The sequence below is a fragment of the Corynebacterium wankanglinii genome, assembly GCF_013601005.1.
In the GTDB taxonomy this organism is placed as follows: Bacteria; Actinomycetota; Actinomycetes; order Mycobacteriales; family Mycobacteriaceae; genus Corynebacterium; species Corynebacterium wankanglinii.
On record NZ_JABFED010000010.1, the window covers coordinates 1 to 19,605 of the forward strand.

General features: G+C 60.7%; 18 protein-coding genes, 1 tRNA gene and 1 pseudogene. 5 read left to right on the forward strand and 15 right to left on the reverse strand.

What is annotated here, in order from left to right:
• From HMA55_RS10850 to HMA55_RS10875, 6 genes are all read right to left on the reverse strand, one after another.
• Positions 1 to 276: transposase (locus tag HMA55_RS10850; protein ID WP_181191559.1), on the reverse strand; the 276-nt coding region annotated here is incomplete at its 3' end.
• An 85-nt stretch (positions 277 to 361) separates the two neighbouring features.
• Positions 362 to 1,327, reverse strand: a complete 966-nt coding sequence (uriH, locus tag HMA55_RS10855) for a uridine-preferring nucleoside hydrolase UriH (RefSeq protein ID WP_181193065.1) — start codon at positions 1,325 to 1,327, stop codon at positions 362 to 364.
• Positions 1,320 to 2,762 (reverse strand): uridine transporter UriT, encoded by a 1,443-nt coding sequence (gene uriT / locus HMA55_RS10860; protein ID WP_374680617.1) that lies wholly within the window; start codon positions 2,760 to 2,762, stop codon positions 1,320 to 1,322. The genes uriH and uriT overlap by 8 nt, the downstream gene beginning before the upstream one ends.
• A gap of 372 nt (positions 2,763 to 3,134) precedes the next feature.
• Positions 3,135 to 3,932 carry a serine hydrolase domain-containing protein gene (locus HMA55_RS10865; protein ID WP_181193066.1) on the reverse strand — a complete coding sequence of 266 codons (798 nt, stop codon included), beginning with the start codon at positions 3,930 to 3,932 and terminating at the stop codon, positions 3,135 to 3,137.
• A 193-nt stretch (positions 3,933 to 4,125) separates the two neighbouring features.
• Positions 4,126 to 4,755: a hypothetical protein gene (locus tag HMA55_RS10870; protein ID WP_181193067.1), complete on the reverse strand. Its 630-nt coding sequence runs from the start codon at positions 4,753 to 4,755 to the stop codon at positions 4,126 to 4,128.
• Positions 4,756 to 4,765: 10 nt separating this feature from the next.
• Positions 4,766 to 5,446 carry a DUF4230 domain-containing protein gene (locus tag HMA55_RS10875; RefSeq protein WP_257802628.1) on the reverse strand — a complete coding sequence of 227 codons (681 nt, stop codon included), beginning with the start codon at positions 5,444 to 5,446 and terminating at the stop codon, positions 4,766 to 4,768.
• 176 nt (positions 5,447 to 5,622) lie between these two features.
• Between HMA55_RS10875 and HMA55_RS10880 the strand changes: the two genes are divergently transcribed.
• Positions 5,623 to 7,179 (forward strand): AbgT family transporter, encoded by a 1,557-nt coding sequence (locus tag HMA55_RS10880; RefSeq protein ID WP_235961978.1) that lies wholly within the window; start codon positions 5,623 to 5,625, stop codon positions 7,177 to 7,179.
• Between the two features lie 165 nt (positions 7,180 to 7,344).
• Here HMA55_RS10880 and HMA55_RS10885 read toward each other — a convergent pair whose 3' ends face one another.
• The 6 genes from HMA55_RS10885 to HMA55_RS10910 all read right to left on the reverse strand — a co-directional run bounded on the left by HMA55_RS10885 (position 7,345) and on the right by HMA55_RS10910 (position 15,610).
• Positions 7,345 to 7,920, reverse strand: a complete 576-nt coding sequence (locus HMA55_RS10885) for an RloB family protein (protein ID WP_181193069.1) — start codon at positions 7,918 to 7,920, stop codon at positions 7,345 to 7,347.
• A gap of 73 nt (positions 7,921 to 7,993) precedes the next feature.
• Positions 7,994 to 9,340: an AAA family ATPase gene (locus tag HMA55_RS10890; protein WP_181193070.1), complete on the reverse strand. Its 1,347-nt coding sequence runs from the start codon at positions 9,338 to 9,340 to the stop codon at positions 7,994 to 7,996.
• 127 nt (positions 9,341 to 9,467) lie between these two features.
• Positions 9,468 to 10,010, reverse strand: a complete 543-nt coding sequence (locus tag HMA55_RS10895; RefSeq protein ID WP_181193071.1) for a hypothetical protein — start codon at positions 10,008 to 10,010, stop codon at positions 9,468 to 9,470.
• A gap of 9 nt (positions 10,011 to 10,019) precedes the next feature.
• Positions 10,020 to 11,114 carry a helix-turn-helix domain-containing protein gene (locus HMA55_RS10900; RefSeq protein WP_181193072.1) on the reverse strand — a complete coding sequence of 365 codons (1,095 nt, stop codon included), beginning with the start codon at positions 11,112 to 11,114 and terminating at the stop codon, positions 10,020 to 10,022.
• 293 nt (positions 11,115 to 11,407) lie between these two features.
• On the reverse strand, positions 11,408 to 12,043 hold the full coding sequence (locus HMA55_RS10905) for a hypothetical protein (RefSeq protein ID WP_181193073.1): 636 nt from the start codon (positions 12,041 to 12,043) through the stop codon (positions 11,408 to 11,410).
• Between the two features lie 792 nt (positions 12,044 to 12,835).
• Complete coding sequence (locus tag HMA55_RS10910; RefSeq protein WP_181193074.1) at positions 12,836 to 15,610, reverse strand: DUF4365 domain-containing protein; 2,775 nt, start codon at positions 15,608 to 15,610, stop codon at positions 12,836 to 12,838.
• A gap of 317 nt (positions 15,611 to 15,927) precedes the next feature.
• On the opposite strand from HMA55_RS10910, the pseudogene HMA55_RS11595 reads away from it, so the two are divergent.
• A pseudogene (locus HMA55_RS11595) lies at positions 15,928 to 16,140 on the forward strand (transposase); the annotation flags it as partial.
• A gap of 198 nt (positions 16,141 to 16,338) precedes the next feature.
• Here the strand turns inward: HMA55_RS11595 and HMA55_RS10920 are convergent.
• The gene (locus tag HMA55_RS10920) at positions 16,339 to 16,602 is read right to left on the reverse strand and encodes a hypothetical protein (protein ID WP_181193075.1); all 264 of its coding nucleotides are present in this window, start codon (positions 16,600 to 16,602) and stop codon (positions 16,339 to 16,341) included.
• A 134-nt stretch (positions 16,603 to 16,736) separates the two neighbouring features.
• On the opposite strand from HMA55_RS10920, the gene HMA55_RS10925 reads away from it, so the two are divergent.
• The 3 genes from HMA55_RS10925 to HMA55_RS10935 all read left to right on the forward strand — a co-directional run bounded on the left by HMA55_RS10925 (position 16,737) and on the right by HMA55_RS10935 (position 18,010).
• Positions 16,737 to 16,809 (forward strand) — tRNA-Asn (locus HMA55_RS10925).
• 145 nt (positions 16,810 to 16,954) lie between these two features.
• Positions 16,955 to 17,395: a helix-turn-helix domain-containing protein gene (locus HMA55_RS10930; RefSeq protein WP_235961969.1), complete on the forward strand. Its 441-nt coding sequence runs from the start codon at positions 16,955 to 16,957 to the stop codon at positions 17,393 to 17,395.
• 177 nt (positions 17,396 to 17,572) lie between these two features.
• Positions 17,573 to 18,010: a PIN domain-containing protein gene (locus HMA55_RS10935; protein WP_181193076.1), complete on the forward strand. Its 438-nt coding sequence runs from the start codon at positions 17,573 to 17,575 to the stop codon at positions 18,008 to 18,010.
• A gap of 58 nt (positions 18,011 to 18,068) precedes the next feature.
• Here HMA55_RS10935 and HMA55_RS11575 read toward each other — a convergent pair whose 3' ends face one another.
• Positions 18,069 to 18,317: a hypothetical protein gene (locus HMA55_RS11575; RefSeq protein ID WP_374680618.1), complete on the reverse strand. Its 249-nt coding sequence runs from the start codon at positions 18,315 to 18,317 to the stop codon at positions 18,069 to 18,071.
• A gap of 476 nt (positions 18,318 to 18,793) precedes the next feature.
• Entirely contained in the window at positions 18,794 to 19,570 is a 777-nt protein-coding gene (locus HMA55_RS10945) for an ornithine cyclodeaminase family protein (RefSeq protein ID WP_219910549.1), read from the reverse strand.
• Positions 19,571 to 19,605 lie beyond the last annotated feature (35 nt).

The following is a 19,605-nucleotide window of genomic DNA, read 5'->3' on the forward strand; positions in this document are numbered from 1 at the left end:
ACCTAACGTTGCAGCCGCATCCGGTACCGACATACCTGAAGCCACCAACGCCACCGCGTCGTCGATGAGCTGGTCGCGTGCACGTGCCAACGCCTTCATCGGTGGGAGCGCACCTGCTTGCTTGACCCATTCATAAACCGTGCCCTCTGCCACACCGGCATCACGAGCAATCTCGCCGACATCATCGCCTGCAACAAGCCGCGCCACAGAAGCAGCCTTCACATCCTTCGGAGTCCAACGGCCAGCCACAACAACCTCCAAGTCGAGGTGGCGCATTCACCCACTGACAACTCCCGGTATTTCAGGGCAGATTCACCATCCTCCTCTCACCATTTGGCCCCGAGGGGCCTGAACGGGCGCGCTACCCCAGGCGCTGCACCGCGTCAACAACGAGGTCCCAGAACCGGTCCACGTCTAGGCGCGTGGCCACGGAGGTGTGGCAGGCGGATTCGGCAGCGGTGACGGCGGGAGCGTCAGCCCCGAACGCGCGCAGGTCCGCAACGGTGCGACCGCGTGTCAGCGTCCCCGCCAGCTCCACCGACACCGGCACGGCCACGGTTTCCGCCACGGACGGGTCGATGACGTAGGCCACCGCGCACGGGTCGTGCACCGGCGGGTTGTCAAAGCCCTGGGCGTCTTTGTAGTTGCGGCGGAAGGCGTCGATGAGCCCCACGACGAAGTCGCCGGCGGAAGTACCCAGTGCTGCGAAACGGGCTTCGACCTCAGGGGTGGCAAGCGCCTGGTGCGTCAGGTCCAAGCCCACCATGACCACGCGCCACGCCTCGCCGAACACGATCGCGGCGGCCTCGGGGTCCACGGCGATGTTGAACTCTGCGGACGGCGTGTAGTTGCCGGCCCCGTACGCGCCGCCCATGAGCACGACTTCCTTCACGCGCGAGACGATCCGCGGCTCCAGCCGCGCCGCCAGCGCAATGTTGGTCAAAGGCCCGGTGGGCACCAGCGTCACGGTGCCCGGCTCCTCGCGCATCAGCGTATCGACGATCCACTGGACCGCCCCCGCCTCCTCCACCTCAACCGTCGGTTCCGGCAGGTCGAAACCGTGGATTTCCATGCCGGAATCGCCGTGGATGTCTTCGGCGGTGATGACGCTGTTGAGCAACGGGCGCGTTGCCCCGCGGTAGACCGGAACGTCCCGCAAACCGGCAACTGTGAGCACCTGCTGCGCGTTGCGCGTGACCTTATCGATGGTGTGGTTGCCGCCGACCGTGGTCAGGCCGAGTAGCTCGATGTCCGGGTTGCCGGCGGCGAGCAGGATGGCCACCGCGTCGTCGTGGCCGGGGTCGCAGTCCAGGATGATCTTACGCACGGGCAGCCAGGTCCTCTGCAGCGAGCGTGTCCGGCACCGTCTCCGGCTTCGGGATGAGGAAGGACGCCGCGAACGCGCAGCCCAGCAGGATGGCGCCGGCGATCATGCCCGCGCGGTAGCTCGCACCCGCGGCGGTGAACACCGCGAAGATGATGGTGAAGGAGAGGCCCGCGCCCAGGTTGAACGCGCCGCCGTTCAGCCCCGGCAGGTAGCCCTGGTTGTGCTTCGGGGCGAGCACCACGCCGAGCGAGCCAAGCATGATGTTGGCCATGCCCGCGTAGGTGATGCCGGCCAGAAGCGACATGGCGAGCAGCATGCCGTGGGTGGGGTTGCCCACAACCACGATGCCGAACAGGACGGACAGCGCCGCGCCAGCGATACCGATCTGCAGGATGATCTTGTAGCCCACGCGCCCGGCGAGCCAGCCGGAGACCGGGCCCATGAGCAGGCCAGCCAGGGCGTACGGGGTCAGCGTCCACCAGGACACCACGCCGGCGGACATGCCGGGGCCGGCCACATCGTCCTGCGCGAGGTTGGGCACCAGGCCGTTCATCACGGCAAACACGCCGGTCATGGTCAGCGTGGTGGTGAGCAGGATTGCCCAGGTGCGGCGCTGGGCCAACAGGTCGGTAGACATCAGCGGGTGCGGGCTGGACTTCTCCGTGCGCCAGAACCACACCAGGGAGGCTGCGCCGATGGCCAGCAGGATGATCACCATGAACCAGTTCGCGGCGGCCAGCGCGCCGGCCTCGTTGAGCGCGGTGAGGATCGCGGCGGCGCCGACGACCAGGCCGACCACGCCCTTCCAGTCCATCGGCTGGAGCTGGTCGGACTTGGTCTCCGGCACGCCGAATTGCACGGCGAAGACGGCGATCAGCGCGGCTGCGCCGATGACCCAGAAGAGGGAGCGGAAACCGAAGGCGTCGGTAAGCCAGCCGCCCAACAGCGCGTCGATGCCGGCGATGCCGCCGTTGACGGAGGTGAGGATGCCCACCAGGAACGCGAACTGCCTCTCCTCGCGCACCGCCTGGCGCAGCATGACGGAGGTCAGCGCCACGGTCGGGCCGGAGACACCCTGGATCACGCGGCCGATGAACAGCATGGTCACATTAGTGGCCAGCGCCGCAACCACGGAGCCGATGACGGTGACGACCATCATGCCGACCAGCACCTTGCGGCGCCCGATCAGGTCACCCCAGCGGGGCATGAACAGGGAGAACAGGGCCGCGGCGGTGAAGAACGCGGTCTGCGTCATACCGATTTGCGCGGTGGTGGCGCTCAGCTCCGTTTCCATGGTGGCCAGCGCCGGCGCGAGCATGGAGGCGTTGAGCTGGAACGCAAAGACGGCGACCAGCAACGCCGTCATCAGGGGCACGACCTGGCTGGTCGGCAACTTCCGCCCCGCTGCTGGTAACGAGGTGTTGGTCATAGTCATGCGTGCAGTGTAAAACACCCCGCGCCGCGCAACTACCCCAAGTTTCTCGCCTATCGACGCCCACCTCACGGCCCACTCCCCCTCCCCGATACCCTGGTCGCGCGGAGCATGTGTGCGATTGGGTGGCGTCGCACAAAACCTGAATTCGCCGGCAGGAAAAGTCCGAATTGCCCTCGTTTTTCCAGGGAACCTCAGTGAGCCAGCATCACACAACTCGCCGAATTCAGGTTTTCCCGTCAACCCCGAATTCGGCGCAATTACGGGCACCGAAATCGAGACTTATGTATGCATAAACCGACTTAGGGCCGTCTGAATTCGAATTTTCACTTAAGCGATCTTTCCGCGTATCCCCCCTGAAAGTTTGCGGCCGGCCTACCCCAGCGCCTCCCACAGCGCCGTGTTGGTCTCCTGCCACAGCGGCTTGGCCCAATCCCCGAACTCCCGGTCCGTGAGCACCACGCACGCCTGCCCGCCCGCGACCCACAGGTACGTCCCCGCCATGCCGAAGTGGCCGACGGTGTCTTCGGGCATGCCGTCGCCGGTCCAGTGCGGGGATTTGTCGCCCTTGATCTCAAAACCAAGGCCCCACGGGCACGGCTTTTGCATCCCGTAGCCGGGCACAACCCCGCGCAGGTCGCCGAACTGGTTGGAAAAGGCCTCCTCTAAGGTCTCTTCGGCCAGGAGCTTCGGCTGCAGGAGCTCTCCTGCAAACGCTCGCAGATCGCCTATCGACGACGTCCCGCCATGCCCCGCCGACCCATAAATCACCGTATTAGTCATGCCGAGCGGCTGGAATACTCCCTCACGGGCGTAGTCTGCAAACGCGATGCCGGTGGTCTCTTCAACGAGGTCCGCCAGGATCTCATAACCGGCCGAGGAGTAGATGCGGCGCTCCCCTGGTGCCTTCTGCGGCTCGCGGGAATCGAAGCCGACGCCGGAGGCGTGGGCCAGCAGGTGGCGGACGGTGGAGCCCTCGGGCCCGGCGGCGTCGTCGAGCTCGAACGCCCCCTCCTCTACCGCCATGAGCACGGCGTAGGCCGACAGCAGCTTGGTCACGCTGGCCAGCTCGAAGATTTTGTTCTGGTCGCCAAGCTGCGCCTCGGTGTCGCCCACCAGCGCCGCCGCGACGTTGTCTACCGGCCAGTCTTGGAAAAATTTCTCGAGCTGCATAGGCCCCACCCTACGTGCGCGATGCGGACCACGGCGCGGCGCTGCCACGGGCACTTTGCGGAATAGTTCACTCGGCGTTGAATCGGATCACATCCGGTTGTTAGAAAGTTCACTTTCCGCAGGTGGCAAATCGTCGGCTGCGAAAAAGTTCACTGGCCGGCAAGCTGCCAGTGAACTTTTCGGCGCTCCGGAGCTAGAACGGAAGCGCCACGCCCGGGATCAGGCCGGACGACGCCGCGAACGCCGCCCCTGCGCCCAGGACCGCTAACAGAGTCACAACGATGCCGGCGATGGCACCAGGGGCGAGGGCGAGGTCCAGGCTCGACGGCGCGGCGGGCACAGGGCGGTTGACCTCCTTGCTGCAGTCCTCGAAACGCTGCGCCGTGTAGGAGGCGGCGGACTTGAAGTAGGCGACCTCACCCACGCTGAACGGGGTGTCCAGGGTGGAGGGGGTGCCGGTGGCGGAGCTGCCCAGGTCGTCGGCGATAACGGAGCTAGAGGTGTGGTCTTTGACGGGCCAGAGGGAGTCTTTGTCGATATCCTTCAGCGTGCCCCAGCCGTTGTCGCCGAGCCCGGCGCGCAGCGTGTCCTGCGCCTTGTGCCAGTTGGCGACGGCGTCGGCGCGGCTGCCGGAGTGGTAGAGGATGTCGTCGGCGTTGAGTCCGGCGGCCAGGGCCGGGATCTGGTCCTTGTTGTAGTCAATGACGCAGACGCGGGAGAAGCCCGGGTCCACCGGGACATCAGCGGCATCAGCGGCGGAGGCGGCAGGGGCAACGACGGCGACGGAGCAGGCCACAACGCCCGCGGCAAGAGTTTTACGCATGCGCAAAAGATTACTCCGCGCGCGCTGACCCCGCTTGCGAAACGCGCACCTCGTAGTCCTCCATGTCTGTCCCGGCCACCAGCGCCGTCACGTGCGCCCGCGCGAGCTCCTCGGCACGCTCCCCGGCGCGGTCGAGCAGCCCCGCCGAAACAGCCTTCTCCCGCGCGTCGGCCTCGCGGTCGGCGATGAAGCCGGTGACGTCCTCGACGCGGAGTTGGTTGATGGGGTTCATGGTTTGGTCGTAGACCTGCACGCTGTCGGCGTCGATGTGGGATTCGAGCACCTCCACTTCCGGCAGTGTGATGTCGATGGTGTGGTTGCCGGAGGTGACGTCGATAAGCGACGCATCGCGGATGCCGGCGGTGACGCGACCGTCGTAGGTGACCAGGAAGTTGCGCCCGGTAAACGGCACGCGCATGCCGAGCACCTCGAGGCCGGCCTGGTCGAACTTGCCCACGTCCGAAAACGCGTATTCCTCGGTGGCGAGTTGGGCAATATCGCTTAACGACGCCCCAATGGTGGTCGACTCGACCTTTTCCTCCCCCATCCCAAATAGTGCCGGGCGGGTCAGCGCCAAGACGAGCGCCACGATGGCGACCACCGCAATGGCGGAGGCCAGCGCTCCGGCGCAGCCGGCGCCTCGGCGGGTTGTTCGGGTATCGCGCGGGGAAATCTGCAGTTTCGTGCTCACTTCCCTTACCTTACTTCGCCATGAAAATGTAAGGTGGCTCTCACCTTTTTCCGACGAATTATCGCCGACCAGGAAGACCCACCATGACTGGATCAACCAAAGTAGAAAACGGCCCGCACGACCGCCCCGACCAGGAGCATCGCGCGGACCGTAAGGACAACAACCAGCAAGAAGGGATGAGCGGGTTCCTGGGCTGGATTGAGAAGATCGGCAACAAGCTGCCGGACCCGTTTTGGCTGTTTGTCATCCTCGCCGGCGTGGTGGCCGTCTCCTCCTGGATTGCCAACAAGGCCGGACTGTCCGCGGTGGACCCGGCCAGCGGCGAGGAGATCCACATCGAGTCCCTGCTCACCGGCGAGAACATCTCGCGCATGGTCACGGACGCGGTGGAGAACTTCATCGCCTTCCCGCCGCTCGGCGTGATCCTGGCGGTGATGCTCGGCGTGGCCGTGGCGGAGCAGACCGGCCTGTTGGCGGCGATGGTGCGCGCGATGGTGGACAAGGTCAGCCCGAAGATGCTCACCTTCATGGTGGCGCTGGCCGGCGTGACCGGATCGGTGGCCTCGGACGCCATCTACGTGATCATCATCCCGCTGGGTGCCATGGCCTTCCACGCGGTGGGCCGCTCGCCCATCGTCGGCTCGATGGTGGCGTTCGCCGCGGCATCCGCAGGCTTCAACGCCTCGCTGATCCTGAACATCACGGACCTGCTGCTGGCCGGCATCTCCACCTCGGCGGCGCAGCTCGTGGACGAAAGCTACGAGGTCTCCCCGCTGGCCAACATCTTCTTCGTCATCCCGTCCGCCATCGTGCTTTCGCTGATTATTACGGCGGTAACGGAGCTGTTCGTGGACAAGAAGGCCGAGGCGCTTGTGGACCACGACGACATCGACGAAGACGAGCTCCAACTCGACGAAACCAACGAGCCCGACGACGCCCACCTCACCGACGACGACGACCTCTCCCTCACCCCACTCGAGCGCAAGGGCCTGACCTGGGCCGGCGTGACCCTCCTCGTGGCACTGGCGGCCTACTTCGCCCTGTTGTTCATCCCGGGCTTGCCGTTCGCGCGACCCGAGGAGGGCTTCATGGAGTCCCCGCTCATCCGCGCGATCGCTGTGCCGATCACCCTGATCTTCTTCGCCACCGGCCTGGTCTACGGCCTGGTCGTGGGCACCATCGACGAGGCCGCGGACATCCCGACATTCATGGCCAAGGGCCTGGAATCCCTGCTGCCCATCCTGGTGCTGTTCTTCGCCGTCTCCCAGTTCCTGGCGTGGTTCCAGTGGTCCAACCTGGGCCCCTGGACCGCCATCAAGGGCTCCGAGCTGCTGCAATCTTGGGACCTGCCCAACGTTGTCCTCTTCGCCGCCTTCGTGCTCATGGTCACGCTAATCAACCTGTTTATCACCTCCGGCTCCGCGCAGTGGGCGCTGATGGCGCCAGTGGTGGTGCCGATGATGATGTACGTGGACGTCTCGCCTGAGGTCACCCAGATGCTCTACCGCATCGGCGACTCCCCCTCCAACATCATCACCCCGATGTCGCCCTACTTCGCCCTGGCGCTGACGTTCCTGCAGAAGTACTACAAGAAGGCCGGCGTGGGCACCCTGATGTCGCTGGCCCTGCCGTACTCCGTGGCCATGCTGGTGGGCTGGTTCCTCTTCTTCATGATCTGGTACTTCCTGGGCATCCCCCTCGGCCCGGGCTCGCCGATGGGCTACCAGGTGTAGTTCGTTCGCGGGCCGGTTTCCCGGGTTTTCCCGGGCCCTGGCGGCCGGTCAAACACAGATTTCGAACCGAAGACTTCGAAAACGCCCCATTTAACGGCCGTTTTCGAACTCTTCCCTTCGAACTCTTTGCGCATTTGCTTATCGACGAACCTCCGGCGATACCCGTCACCTTCCATAGAGCGACGTAATGATGCGCTCCGCAAGCAGATGCACCGTGGTCGAGGCAGAATGCCGCCCGACGTGCTCGTCGAAATCCTCTAACGAATCCAGCGGCTCTCGAACTTTCGCCTCAGCGCGTGCGATGGCGCACCGGACATCGTCCACGGTGAAACTTGGCTGGGCGGATTTTGCGTATGCCGGCCAGTGCTGCATCAAGCTATCGAGGACATCTTTTTGCGTGCTTGCGCCCTTTGCATCAGCGAAGTGGAGCAACAACCAGTACTCGAACTGCGGAACACTAAAACCTACTCCGCGGTCCTTGCGTTCGGCAGCCCATTCAAAAACTGCCTGGAGTTGCTGGTCCGTCGCATCGTCCTCATCGAGGACCACCCAAGCTTGATCGCCGGGATGCAGATCACCATCACGTCTAAGGTTGGCCAGCCATTCGTCTGCAGTCTTGAGCAACGCAGGTGGGTGGGGATGCACTCCTCTGCGCGCTTCTACTTTCACGGGCTTGTCCCGAAAGCACTCCATTTCGAAGTAGTTCTTCTCAGTCGTGCCTTCGGTGACGATGAGAAACACATCTTTTACCGGGCGGGTATTGGCCCTTTTGCTCTTACCCCCGAACTTTCTCTCACGAGAAGACCGCACCCGCCTATTCGACATTGCTGAACTCCAGCGGCTTTATCGCAGGCACACCACCGAATCTGCCTCGCAGGTAGCTCTTTCGAAGGTCTGTCGTCTTCCGTGGGCCCTCGAAATCCGAGAGGACGCTCGTTTGGGTTTGGCCCGATCTGTCCTTCTCTATTACCCAGATCTCATCTCGCCGCAGCGTTTCGGGGTCCATGAGCAAAAGGTCGTGGGTGGTAAAGATCAGCTGCGCACGGGAATCCGCGGAGGAATTCGCAAGGAACCCACCGATCAGCGCGCGAGAGAGTTCCGTGTGGAAGCTGCGGTCGAACTCGTCAACGACCAAAACCGCTTCGAAACCCGGGGTCGCCAACCGAGAAAATAACCCGAGCAGCCTCGTAGCGGAACGGGTCCCGTCCGACTCATCCCACCAGCGCAGGCCATAGTTGCCGCCTTCTTCTGCGGAGTGGAGGAGGGTTATTCGTTGCGCCTCAATCTCATCGCCGTCGAGCCGCAGCGTGAAGCGCCCCGAAGATAATTCCACATCCATCGGATAGTCCGGGTTGCTTCGCAGCTCCTGCTCTATCTCCAGTGCTTGCTCGGCGCCCAACCCCAAAGCTGAAAGTTCCACGAGCTCGGTTTCAACACCTGTAATTCCGGCGTCGATCTGGGAGATCAAGGTCTCCCATCCATCGGGCTGGGACTGCAATTGGCCGAGATCCAGAAGTCCTGCCGGAATCACAAGGACCGTTTCAATGAATTCACGGACGACTCCGAACGCATCCAGTTTGAGCGAATCTGGGAACCGCGAAAGGTTCGTCTCGCTGGCAAATGAGGCAAGAGGAACCTTGGGCGGAACAGACTCGAGCAGCACTCGTGCTTGCGCAACTTCGGTGGGGAAACGCTCCGACTTCTCATCCAGCAGCGGGAAGCTGAACGAATCACCCACGCGTTCAAACACGTCAATTTCATCTTTGGACAGGTACTTCGTTAGCCGCTCCTCCACCACGCTCCTCGCGTCGAAGGCCAGCACATACTCGTAAACGATGTCGTCGACGGAGAACAACACCTCAAATTTCGTTGGTTCAAGCGCCGCCTCTGGACGAAGAGCGAACGGATCAAACGGCATCGGATCTGAAGGGCGCGGTGGATCTATCAGCATTCGCTGCAGCGCGGTCAGCGCCCTGACGAACGTGGACTTGCCCGCCGCGTTCGCACCGAACAGCGCTGCTACGGGATTAATCCGCTTCTTGTAGCGACGAGAAAGCTCTGGACAGCGCTCTCGATGAACCTGCTCCCTAGTCGCAACCATGTTTATCGACGCAGGCTCGTACACCGAGCGATAGTTCGCGATCGTGAGGTCCAGCAGCATAGGCACCCCTTCCAAACAATTCGCCTATGATTCAAGTTTCTTGCATCATAAGCGAAATTCCGAGCTATTGTGAACCCCGTATAACTCTCGCACTTTCGCTTATCGACGACCCTCCGGCGAGCACACTTCAGTCCTCCGGCCACAGGCGTTTAGGCAGATACCCTTCCACAAACGCTCGCCCACTTGGCACGTCTATCCCGCGGTAACCGTTATGCCTTACGTCGTCGATAAACCTCACACACTCTTCTACAGTGCAGCGGTGTTCAAGGACAGCTCGACGGAGAATTTCTGTCGTGGACCATGCCTCTAGGCCGTTGTCGAGGGCAAGCTGACGGCCGTCTTCGTCATCGGCGTAGATTTCAGCTTCTTGCCCTGAATCCGACATGCTCAAAGCCAATGCAATGCACTGAGCTTCGCCCAGATTCTTTGTGCCTACTCCCCCGAGTTGATCGCGGAGTTTCATCGCGAGGATGTCGTATTTCAGGTCCAGCGGGAGAAGCCCAATCCACTTCGCTTCCAATATGGCCCGGTTGCCATCGAAGCCTTCTAGCTCTTTGCGCACCTGCATCGGATAGGCGCAAGTCCATGGCGCGAGGATTCGCTCCAAGAACCCGACATGCCCGGTCTGGCTGGCGTGAGTCAGCGGGCCGGTATCGGTGATCAGGAGCACGGTGCCTGCCTAGGCCCCAGCCGCCTGTGTCAGATCCCGTGACGGAAGCTCTGACTCGGACACTGCACCAAATAGCGCTTCGAGCGCAAGCCCCTTGGACACTGCGCGTCGCTGATAAGCGTCGAGAATGAGTTCTTGAAAACGAGGCGGAACCACACTCAACGCATCCACAAGCGGGATATCGAAACCTGCGGCTTGGAAGTCCTCACGCGTCGGCCGCCGCTTTTCTTCCAAGACAAACTCGTCTTGCGTGATGGTTCCGAGGTTGAGCAGGTGCGTCAACGTAGCAGTCCAGCTCACTCCGCAGCGGGCAGAAATAGCCATCACAAAAAGCCGGGCAGGTTCACCGACGTACTCGGATTTCACCTTGTGCACATACTCTTCTGGCATTAACAGATGGGCTGCAAAAGAATTCATGAAACGCTCGACGTCCGATCGTCCGCAAGCGTCCGCAAATGTGGTTCCAAACAGCCAGTGTCCGAGCTCGTGTGCGAGAGTGAACCGCGGCCTCATCGAGTCTGCGCGGGTAGCTACCAGCGCCACGCCAAAATCGCGCTCACCATCTCGCTGAATCTCGGTTACTGCACCCTCAAACGGGGAACCCACAAAGTTCCTCGAGAACGCAAGCAGGCCAAGCTTCTCGCAAAAGGCCGTCAGGTCGCGGATCGGCTCAAGCCCCTCTCCCGCGGCAGCGCGAGCTGCTTCGGCTCCCTTCTTGGTGTCGTCGTGGCTTTGCGGCATCGTGAAAGGATGCCCCCTATCTACTGTGATGATTCCCCGGTCGCGCAGCTTGCGAGCACGAAACGCCAGTGCTTCGAGAGCAACATCGAAATCCGGGGACACACCGCCGTCCAACGCTGCTCTACGACTGGCAACTAGCTGCTCGCGCTCCTCCAGAAACCATCCGACCGGAAGGCCGGTCGCCCCTGACACCGACGCCACCTCAGACGAGGTTGGATAACGCCGCCCCTTCTCGATCGCTTCGAGCAACCCCGCTTCTACCGAGGATCGGTCAGCAAGAACATCGACCGGCACGCCGACGAGTTCCCTCGCCTCTGCCATCCGCTGCGCGATGATGCGAGCGTGCTGCTCGGTTGCATCCATGTGGCCATCATGCCACGTCACGTCCCCGCTGTGCATTTTCGCGATTCCCTTTGCACACGTGGAAACTCCAAACACTGTCTCGCAAAACCCAAATCCAGTCGCCCAACTCTCGCCACAACAACCCCATGCGACAGCCTCCCCCGCCTACGAATTCAGGTTTTCATCTACGCGCCAAAATCAAACAACCCCTACGTTCTTGCCACAACAAAAACCGGGAGCGGCACAACCCGCTCCCGGCTCAACTCGCTCTCAGCGCCTCAAGCGCCGAGCACCACACCCCGACTCCCGAAGTCCTACTTCCCAATCTCCGCCGGCGTGCAAATCGACGCCTGGCGGATGAACTCCTCCGGCGCGCCCTGCTCTCGCAGAGTCAGACCGTTGTAGCACCCGCGCGACATCCCGCTCTGCTTCGTGCCGGCGGTCGGGATCACGGCCCACTTGCCGTTGGAGTTCTTGAAGTACAGGATCCAGTCCGTCTGGTTCGCACCCGCAATAGCCCACTTGCCGTCGCAGAACATCACGTTGGTCCCGGTGAAGTGCGGCCACTCCGGCACCACCGCGTCAAACGCCTGAGGCGCGCAAGAGCCACCAGCAGCCGCGCCATTGTCCTTCTTGGTCAGCCCCGGGATCGCGAGCGCCGGCACCAGCGAGGAAAGTCCGGCCGCCGCCGCCGGGTCCAGCCCTTCGGGCAGCTCAAGCCAGCCCTGCTGCACCGCAAAGTACCCGCCGGCACCCACTGCGGCCAGCACGCCGAGCGTGATGCCGATAATTGCGCCCGTGCTTAACGACGACCCTTCGGCCTCCCCCGAATCCGCAGAGGAACCCGTTTCGGTAGTGTTCGCGCCCTCTTCAGCGAAGGTGGCAGGCGCAATGACGGCGGAGGTGGTGACGGCGGCGGCGACGCCGAGTGCAAGCATCGGTTTCTTCATGCCCGCTACTTTATCGCGTTATACCCGTCACTTCGAGGGGAACAACGCAATTCCCCACACCACCGGACTTGACCTTCACCCACTCTAGCTGCCCGTGCACATGCAGCGCCGCATCATCAGGCTGCGCTTCACCCGCCACTAGGACCCGCACCGCATCGACTACCCCCTCGGCGTTGCCCCACTCTAGGAGCGGCCGGGCACTCGCCCGCTACAGCATGCCGAAACTGTCTTGTATAGACCATCCAATCGGACTGACGGACCCAAAGAACCCCCGGCGCGCGAGCACAGCGTACCGGGGGAGTTGATTCATCTCTACAACAAAAACCCGGCCGTATCCCCGACGACGGCGAATGGCGTGTGCACGGGCGTAGCTCTGAACAGGACGGTGGTGCCGGGCGTGCCCGTAATCGCGCCACCCGGGCTGGCGTAACTGCCGGGCGTGAGTATTGCGACCCGCGCTACACCGTCGATGGCTACTCCAAGATGGTGCACTCGGAGATTATGCCCGACGAGAAGTAAAACACCGCGGCTCGGTTTATGAAGCACGCCTGCGAGTTCTTTCCCTCCCGGGGCAAGCGGCCGCACACCGACAGCGCGGTCGAGCGGTCCAACAGCACGCCCATACAGGAGTAGACATACCTACCCCCATATGCCAGCAAGCTCGCCCTGCAGGAGACGTTTGCTCATTTCCTTCATGGGTACAACTATCAGCGAACACTCACCCTCATCAACGCCCTCACCTCCGCACAACGCGTTCACAACGTCACAGGGAAATATAACTACCGGTCGCACCTATTGGAGTCCAGAGTGCGCATGCTCTGCGATGCGAATAAACCGCGATTCAGCGAGTCGCTTGAGCAGCGCAGTGCGTCTAGGTCCCTCTGAGGGGGATGCAAGTGCGGTGTTTAAAAGAACCACCTGGCAATCTACAGAATGGGAGTCTAGTGACTCGTTGATAATTTCCCACAGGTCATCTGTCTCCCCAGTTGAAGACCCTATCCAGCGTTGGGCTACCAGCGAAAGAGCGAGAGCACTTATTTCTGAAATTTCATGCTCCGTGAATAACGCTAATGACCAATTGTCAATCGTTTGGTGAAAATCTGCGACACGTAGTCCAGCGACAATCTCGAAGCGATTGCCAGTCAACAGCTTTAATTGTTCTAGTGATGAAAATTCGTTCGCATTGAGTTTGAAAAACAGCTCAAGCGCATTGGCACGAATCTCCTCCTGGATTTGCCCCTGTACGAAGAAGGAGTCGAGAGCTTTATGCGACCACGATAAAGCAACAGCGCTCAGCGGGTCGACCAGATTGCGAGGAATCTCACCTGCGTGCTGTGCTAAAAACCTTAACGCTCGTCTTGTTTCTTCTGCTCGCACGAAATGTGGTCTGAGAAAAGATATAATTTCGCCCCAACATGATGCTTCAGGAAAAATCAGTGAAAGGCGGGCGAGTTCCACAATTGGGGAATAACTTCGTCCGAACGAGGCACCCCTCTCGCTGCTTTTGATGTCGTCCTCAACGACTTTTCTTAACTCCTCGATGACGGAAGCAAAATGAGTTCTAGGAAGAGCGCGATCCAGGCCAAAGTTGAGATAGGCTCTAATACTTCCTGCCTCAATTTGCCCCGTTAGCTCAGCGAAGAGTTCGGTGTTGTGCCTTGGGAAAACTTGGTCGATGACGCTCCTAAGGGTGTCACCGCAGTTTTTCCGTGAGTCCACGATCTGCTCAATTTGGCCGGTTTTCCAATGGGATGGATTGATCATTAGAAACCAAGAGGAGTAGTGGGATGACAAACTTTCGTCACCGAGGGGCAGCACCTTGATGAGATGCTCGCGGATTGCGCTTTGCACTTCGCGATCTGCAACTGGGTAGAGATCGGCCAAGGTATCAATAAAAGGTAAGTGCGATCCTGCGTAGGTATGGAGCCGTCGGACCGTCGGATATTCCTCTCGGATTTCTTGTAACAGCCAGGAGGCAAGTCGAGAAGCCTCTTCGGTAGATAGATAATCCGCAGTTAGCTTCACTACCTCAAGGTCAGTCCGAATGTTTGAAAAGGTGGCGGCGTCGGGCCCGATCTGCTTCACGTAGTCAAGAACTGGATCAATCGCCCCTTTACGAATCGAGTGTTTGACAAAGAGCTTCAATTCCTGACTAGGAAGACATTGAAGCGCCCTCGATGTAGTCGACGGGTCTAGAATCCCATCCTGATAGCTGCACAACAGGTGGAAGGTCAGCATCTGAGTCGTGTGCCGCCATCTCGAGGCATTCCCCGAGAGTACTGATACCAAACTTGCCGCTCGAAGACTGACGTAGCCTGCATCATTTTTTCCCAATCTTATAGATCTGTCTTGGAGGAGCTCGCGAGCGGAATTGGTAAGGCTCGCCGATAAGCCTTTATTTTCGAGCTGATCCATCCATAGGTTCGACTGATTGTCTAAACCATTGAGAGAGGCTTGCAGTGAGTCGCCAGTTTGCCTCGCGAAACGAATTGCAAGAAGGCTGCTGATCGTGCTTGATCGAAGAGATCCGCCCGTCGGATCATTTCGAAGCAACGCAGACAATGAGAGGGCGTGTTCTAATGTTATTTCAGCCTCCTCTACCTTGCCAACGTCACGCAGTGCCCAGGACAAACAAACGCTGAGCCAAGCGAAATCTCCGTCAGAAAACTTACGAGGAGAATGGATCGCGTTGCTTAGGACTTTTCTGGCATCTTCGGCTTTTCCTAATTCCAAATAGTATGAGGCATTGCATACAACCCACGCTACATATTCATGGTTCGAGTAGAGAAAGTCACGTTGAGCTCTTCCGCTACCGAACTTGCCTCCGCTAAACCAACTCAATAAGAGGGCATAAATCTCGGATAAAGCGGAGTCTGGTTCGTGCTTATCAGGGAAGAGCCAGCCCTGTCCCTTGTGGCCGTATCGCGCGATGAGACTGGTTCTTCCTGAGAGAACGCATGCAATGGCTTCCAAATAATCTTTCGGGCCGCGACCTTCGTTGGGGTGTGGTGCTATAAGCCGAGGGGTGAGAAATGCGGCGCGCAACTGGTTTTCTGAAGAGAGTCGCTCGCGGCCTCCCCACACTGTGCCTTCCCAACTTCCTTTCCGATTCCCGGAGAGAGCGTATTTGAATAGGCGATCCCTCGACTCTTCCCCCAGAAGGTTCTCTTCTGGAACGAAAATCCTCCAATTTTTGCCCGCTGAAATCGTAGTTTCAGGGGAGATCGATTGCCAGTATCCCTCTTCTTTCTCGTGATCGATCAGCAGCAAAATATGGGGGCAATCGTGTTCAACCCAGTAATCTCTATGAGTGGCATCTATCGAGTAGTACCAGCCTTGTTGGCCTTCGAGAATCGCGCGACGCTTGAATGCATGGGGCCCAGTCTTTGTTTGAACGCCCAAAAGGGCGCCGGTTTCGTTTCTGTCCGGATCTCTGACTTGAACGAAGAAATCGGTTCCCACATCGTGTTGAGCAACTGGCACCGGGCCCCACCCCAGCCGCTCAAACTTGTATTGTGTTAAGGATTGGCCAGTTGCGCCGAGTTGGTTCGTTTCTGATTGTTTCATCGGGTTCTCTAATTAGGTTTTTGAATCAATTTTTCGGTGTCGCGGGCATTGGGAGAGTACTTCGGGGATGCATCAGGGGCTTGTGAGTCTTCTTCGGATCCTATTCCGCTGGGGTTTATTGCAACAGAAGGCACTTCCGGCGGCTGCTATTTAGCCTAAGCTTATTCTGGCTCGGGAGCTGAAATATGGCGCTTTGATCCGGTGGAGTACCCCGCTGCCGAGAGCGGCTTATTGGTAGGGGTGTTGCGGAACGGTGGTAGGGCTGGATTCGGACTAGCCGGTAGGGCCGGGCAGCTGGCCTTGTCGGGACCAGTGGGATCCGCCGGCGCACTAATGTTGTCGGCATCTTCCCTCACCGCGATCCTGTGATTCGCTCAGTCGGGGCCGTCCTTGCTGAGCAGCATGATAAGTGGATTCAGCAGAAACGCTACATGTCGTTGACACGCCTAGAGCAAACCAAGGCGTTGATCACAGCCAAACTCATCGACGCCGACACCACCACCCCGGCAGGCAAGGAGATTGCAACGTAATGACCAACCACACCCAGGCCCGTGCCGGACCCGATCCCTGCTAACAGATCACTGACGATTCGAAAGAACTCATACACCACTTACGCGGACTTAACCGTGGCAGGCGCAATGACGGCGTAGGTGGTGGTGACGGCGGCGGCGACGCCGAGTGCAAGCATCGGTTTCTTCATGCCCGCCGCTTTTATCGCGTCATCCCCGTCACTTCGAGGGGAATAACGCAATTCCCCACACCCCGAGCGCGACAGCAGCGGCAATCAAAACCCGCCACAGCACCCCACCCGGCCGCGAGAACCACTTGTCCGCAACCAGCCAGACCACAGACGGCAGCACCAGCGCCAGACCCAAAAACGTCAACGCCCGCCAATCCGCCAGCCGGTTCGCCGTAATCATGCACACCACACCGAACCCGATCAGCCCCGCTGCGAGCGCGTGCGGACGAACACCACCAATCGGAATTAACATGCCCGAAATCCTACCTCACAACTCGGCCACAAAACCACCGCCGAAAACCAGGTCTAACCTGGCGATTTGTGCATTGCGAACAACCCACGCCATATTTACATCTCGTTGCACAGCGAACAGCAACGCAACGATATTCCTCCATAGCTCAGTTGGCAGAGCATTCGACTGTTAATCGAAGGGTCACTGGTTCGAGCCCAGTTGGAGGAGCAAAACGGAGAAGCCCGAAAGGGCTTTTTTCGCATTTCCACCCCCTCGTTTCCACTCCCCGAATAGAGGCAAACCCGATTCAGCCCCATTACACTTACAAGTGAAACCCAATACGCTTCAATCTCCACGGTAAATGGAGGCTCAAATGACTGCCACGCTACCTTCCTCAAGCACCATTGTTCTGAGCGCTGAAGACACGGCTGCCTTCGAAGCCCTGCGGATGCCCGAGGACGCTGACATCGCAGTTCTCGACAAGAATGGCAACCAAGTTGACCTCCCCAAGCGTGTGCAGACAACCGTACTTGCAGCGATCAAAGCTCTCACGGAGTCTGGCGATGTCGCGATCACCCGAATGCCGGAACAGCTGACAAGCACTTCTGCTGCGGACGTGCTGGGAATCTCGCGACCGACCTTGATGAAGTGGGCAAGGGCCGGCAAGATCGAAAGCTTCAAGGTCGGAACACATACCCGTTTTCACCGAAACGACGTGCTTTCCCTCAAGAGCCAATTAGCAAAGGAGCAGGATGAGGCGCTCGAAAGACTTCGGTCATTTGAACTTGAATCGTTCGGCCCACTAGCCGATTAGCCTCGCTGGTGCCGTTCACTACCTAAGGTCGTAGTCGTGACACAACGGGTGCTCATCGATGCCAATGTCTTGGCCAGTCGGATTCTGACAGACTGGCTCTTTCATTTGCGCAACTGCACCCGTGGCATGTTTTCGATCCTATAGAGCCGCGACATCCAATCTGAGACGACACGCACCATGCGTAAGAAACATCCCGAGTGGTCGGGGTCCGCGATCGAGCGTCGATTCCAAATGATAGAAGCTCTTATCGACGACACGGTTGTCGCACCAGATGGCGACTACGACTTCAGCGGAACTGATTCGGGGGATTTCCACGTTCATGCGGCTGCAGTGGCGGGGAACGTGCACTACATCCTCACCGATAACCGGCCTGTCCATTTCACCTCGCGCCCCGACGAGGAACAATACGAAATCATCAAAAGCGACGATTTCTTCAATCTCGTCGCCGATTCCAACCAACCAGGATTCATCGACGCGGTCGCGGGCCAATTTGAGTATTACTCGCAGCCGGGCGTCGTAAAAGACCCGCTCCATGTCGCATTGCACCGCGCAGGGTGCCCCAACTTCGCAAAGCGGGTAAAGCTGGCGTTGCGACAGATTGCCCTTCAGCAGTAGCTGCCCACCCGCCGCGCCGGATCCAGCGCCACCTCCCTGCGCATAACCTCCGCCATCGTCACCACGTCATCGCACGCAAACGCCCCCTTCTCCACCGAAATCGCCACATCACCGGCCGCCCGCCGCGCAGCCCCACATCCTCCACAATCACCTGTGCACCGCGCAGCACATCCTCATGCAACTCTCGCGTGTCTACCGTGTGCGCCCCCACCGCAAGCACAGTCGCATCAGGACGCAATTGCCTATCGACGACCACAGGTTCCCCCGCACTCGTCGCCACCACAACCAACCCGGCACGCCCCAACACCTCATCGGCCGCAGCACTCCCCGCCCGGGGCCCACGGATGCGGCAAATCCGCCTGCACGCTCCGCGAGATAAACGTCACCGACACCTCCCGCACCCCCTCCAACACATCCATAACCGTGCGCCCATGCGCCCGCCCCTGCACACCCGCGCCGACGATGACGCCCTCCAACGGTTCACTCGACACGCGCAACCGGACTCGACCGCTGGAAGGGGCTGGGCGCATTGGGGTTCTGGGGAGCAGTCGGGAACGGCTGACTGGTCATCGATCCTCATCTCGGGCAGGCTGGGAGTAACCCCTGAAAATCATCGCAACTTCCGGGGCGCGACAAGTGGGTACGTAGCCCCCGTCAGGCGCAATCCACCGCGTCGGCCACCACAAGGTCCTCCCACGGCATGCCGACGGTCTTGAACACGATCGGCCGGTCTCGCTCGAGCTCGACGGACCCAGTCACCACGTCTTTCATGGGGATCAGGTCCTAGCGCGCCAGCGCGCCTTCGGCAATGGCCAGGGTGACGTCGCCGGCCTCGCGCAGCGCCGCGTCCACGTCCTCGACCATGACGTGCGACGCGCCCATCAGGTCGGAGCCGAGCTCGCGGGCGTCGGTGGTGTGAGAGCCAACGGCGATGATGAGGGCGTCGGGGCGGACGTCGGCTAGCGAAAGAATCGGCCCGCGCGCGGTCGTGGCGCAGACGACGAGATCCGCGGCCGCCACCGCCTCACGAGCCTCGGTCGACCCCGCCGCGAGCCAAGGATACCCCAGGTCCCGCGGCTCGCTGCGGCCGACAAAGCTTATCGACGCCTCCCCCGCCCCCACCACGGATTCCACCGTCGCGGCGTGCCCGCGCCCCTGCGCCCCGGTGCCGAAGATGACCACCTTCAGCGGCCCGGCGGTACCCGTGAGGAAGTCCCGCACCCCGGCGATGGAGACGGCGGGGGTGCGCAGGGTGGTCAGGGCGGTGCCGTCGAGAAGCGAAAAGGGCGTGAGCGTAGTGCTGTCGATGAGCAGGTACTGGCCCTGGATTAGCGGGAGGGTGGGGTTGTGGTCCTCCGGCTGGATCGCCAAGATTTTCACGCCGCTGACGCGCGACAGCGACGCCGGCAGGATGTGCATCTCCCCACGGTGCAGCGGCGCCTTCGTGCGGGGAAGGTCAGTGGCCGGGTCGAAGCCGTCCCGCAGCGCCTGACGGAGGGCGTCGACGGCATTGGCGGGGCTCAGGCGGGCGAGGACTTCGTCGTGGGTGAAGATGCGCATGGGGCTGAGGGTACGTCGGCAAGAAAATCGGCATG

Bases quoted from the DNA above. Each gene is read 5' to 3' on its own strand.
- uriT (WP_374680617.1), bottom strand. From the start codon at position 2,762: ATGACTATGACCAACACCTCGTTACCAGCAGCGGGGCGGAAGTTGCCG.
- HMA55_RS10865 (WP_181193066.1), bottom strand. From the start codon at position 3,932: ATGCAGCTCGAGAAATTTTTCCAAGACTGGCCGGTAGACAACGTCGCG.
- HMA55_RS10870 (WP_181193067.1), bottom strand. From the start codon at position 4,755: ATGCGTAAAACTCTTGCCGCGGGCGTTGTGGCCTGCTCCGTCGCCGTC.
- HMA55_RS10880 (WP_235961978.1), top strand. From the start codon at position 5,623: ATGAGCGGGTTCCTGGGCTGGATTGAGAAGATCGGCAACAAGCTGCCG.
- HMA55_RS10890 (WP_181193070.1), bottom strand. From the start codon at position 9,340: ATGCTGCTGGACCTCACGATCGCGAACTATCGCTCGGTGTACGAGCCT.
- HMA55_RS10900 (WP_181193072.1), bottom strand. From the start codon at position 11,114: ATGGATGCAACCGAGCAGCACGCTCGCATCATCGCGCAGCGGATGGCA.
- HMA55_RS10905 (WP_181193073.1), bottom strand. From the start codon at position 12,043: ATGAAGAAACCGATGCTTGCACTCGGCGTCGCCGCCGCCGTCACCACC.
- HMA55_RS10910 (WP_181193074.1), bottom strand. From the start codon at position 15,610: ATGAAACAATCAGAAACGAACCAACTCGGCGCAACTGGCCAATCCTTA.
- HMA55_RS10920 (WP_181193075.1), bottom strand. From the start codon at position 16,602: ATGTTAATTCCGATTGGTGGTGTTCGTCCGCACGCGCTCGCAGCGGGG.
- HMA55_RS10930 (WP_235961969.1), top strand. From the start codon at position 16,955: ATGACTGCCACGCTACCTTCCTCAAGCACCATTGTTCTGAGCGCTGAA.
- HMA55_RS10935 (WP_181193076.1), top strand. From the start codon at position 17,573: ATGCGTAAGAAACATCCCGAGTGGTCGGGGTCCGCGATCGAGCGTCGA.
- HMA55_RS10945 (WP_219910549.1), bottom strand. From the start codon at position 19,570: ATGCGCATCTTCACCCACGACGAAGTCCTCGCCCGCCTGAGCCCCGCC.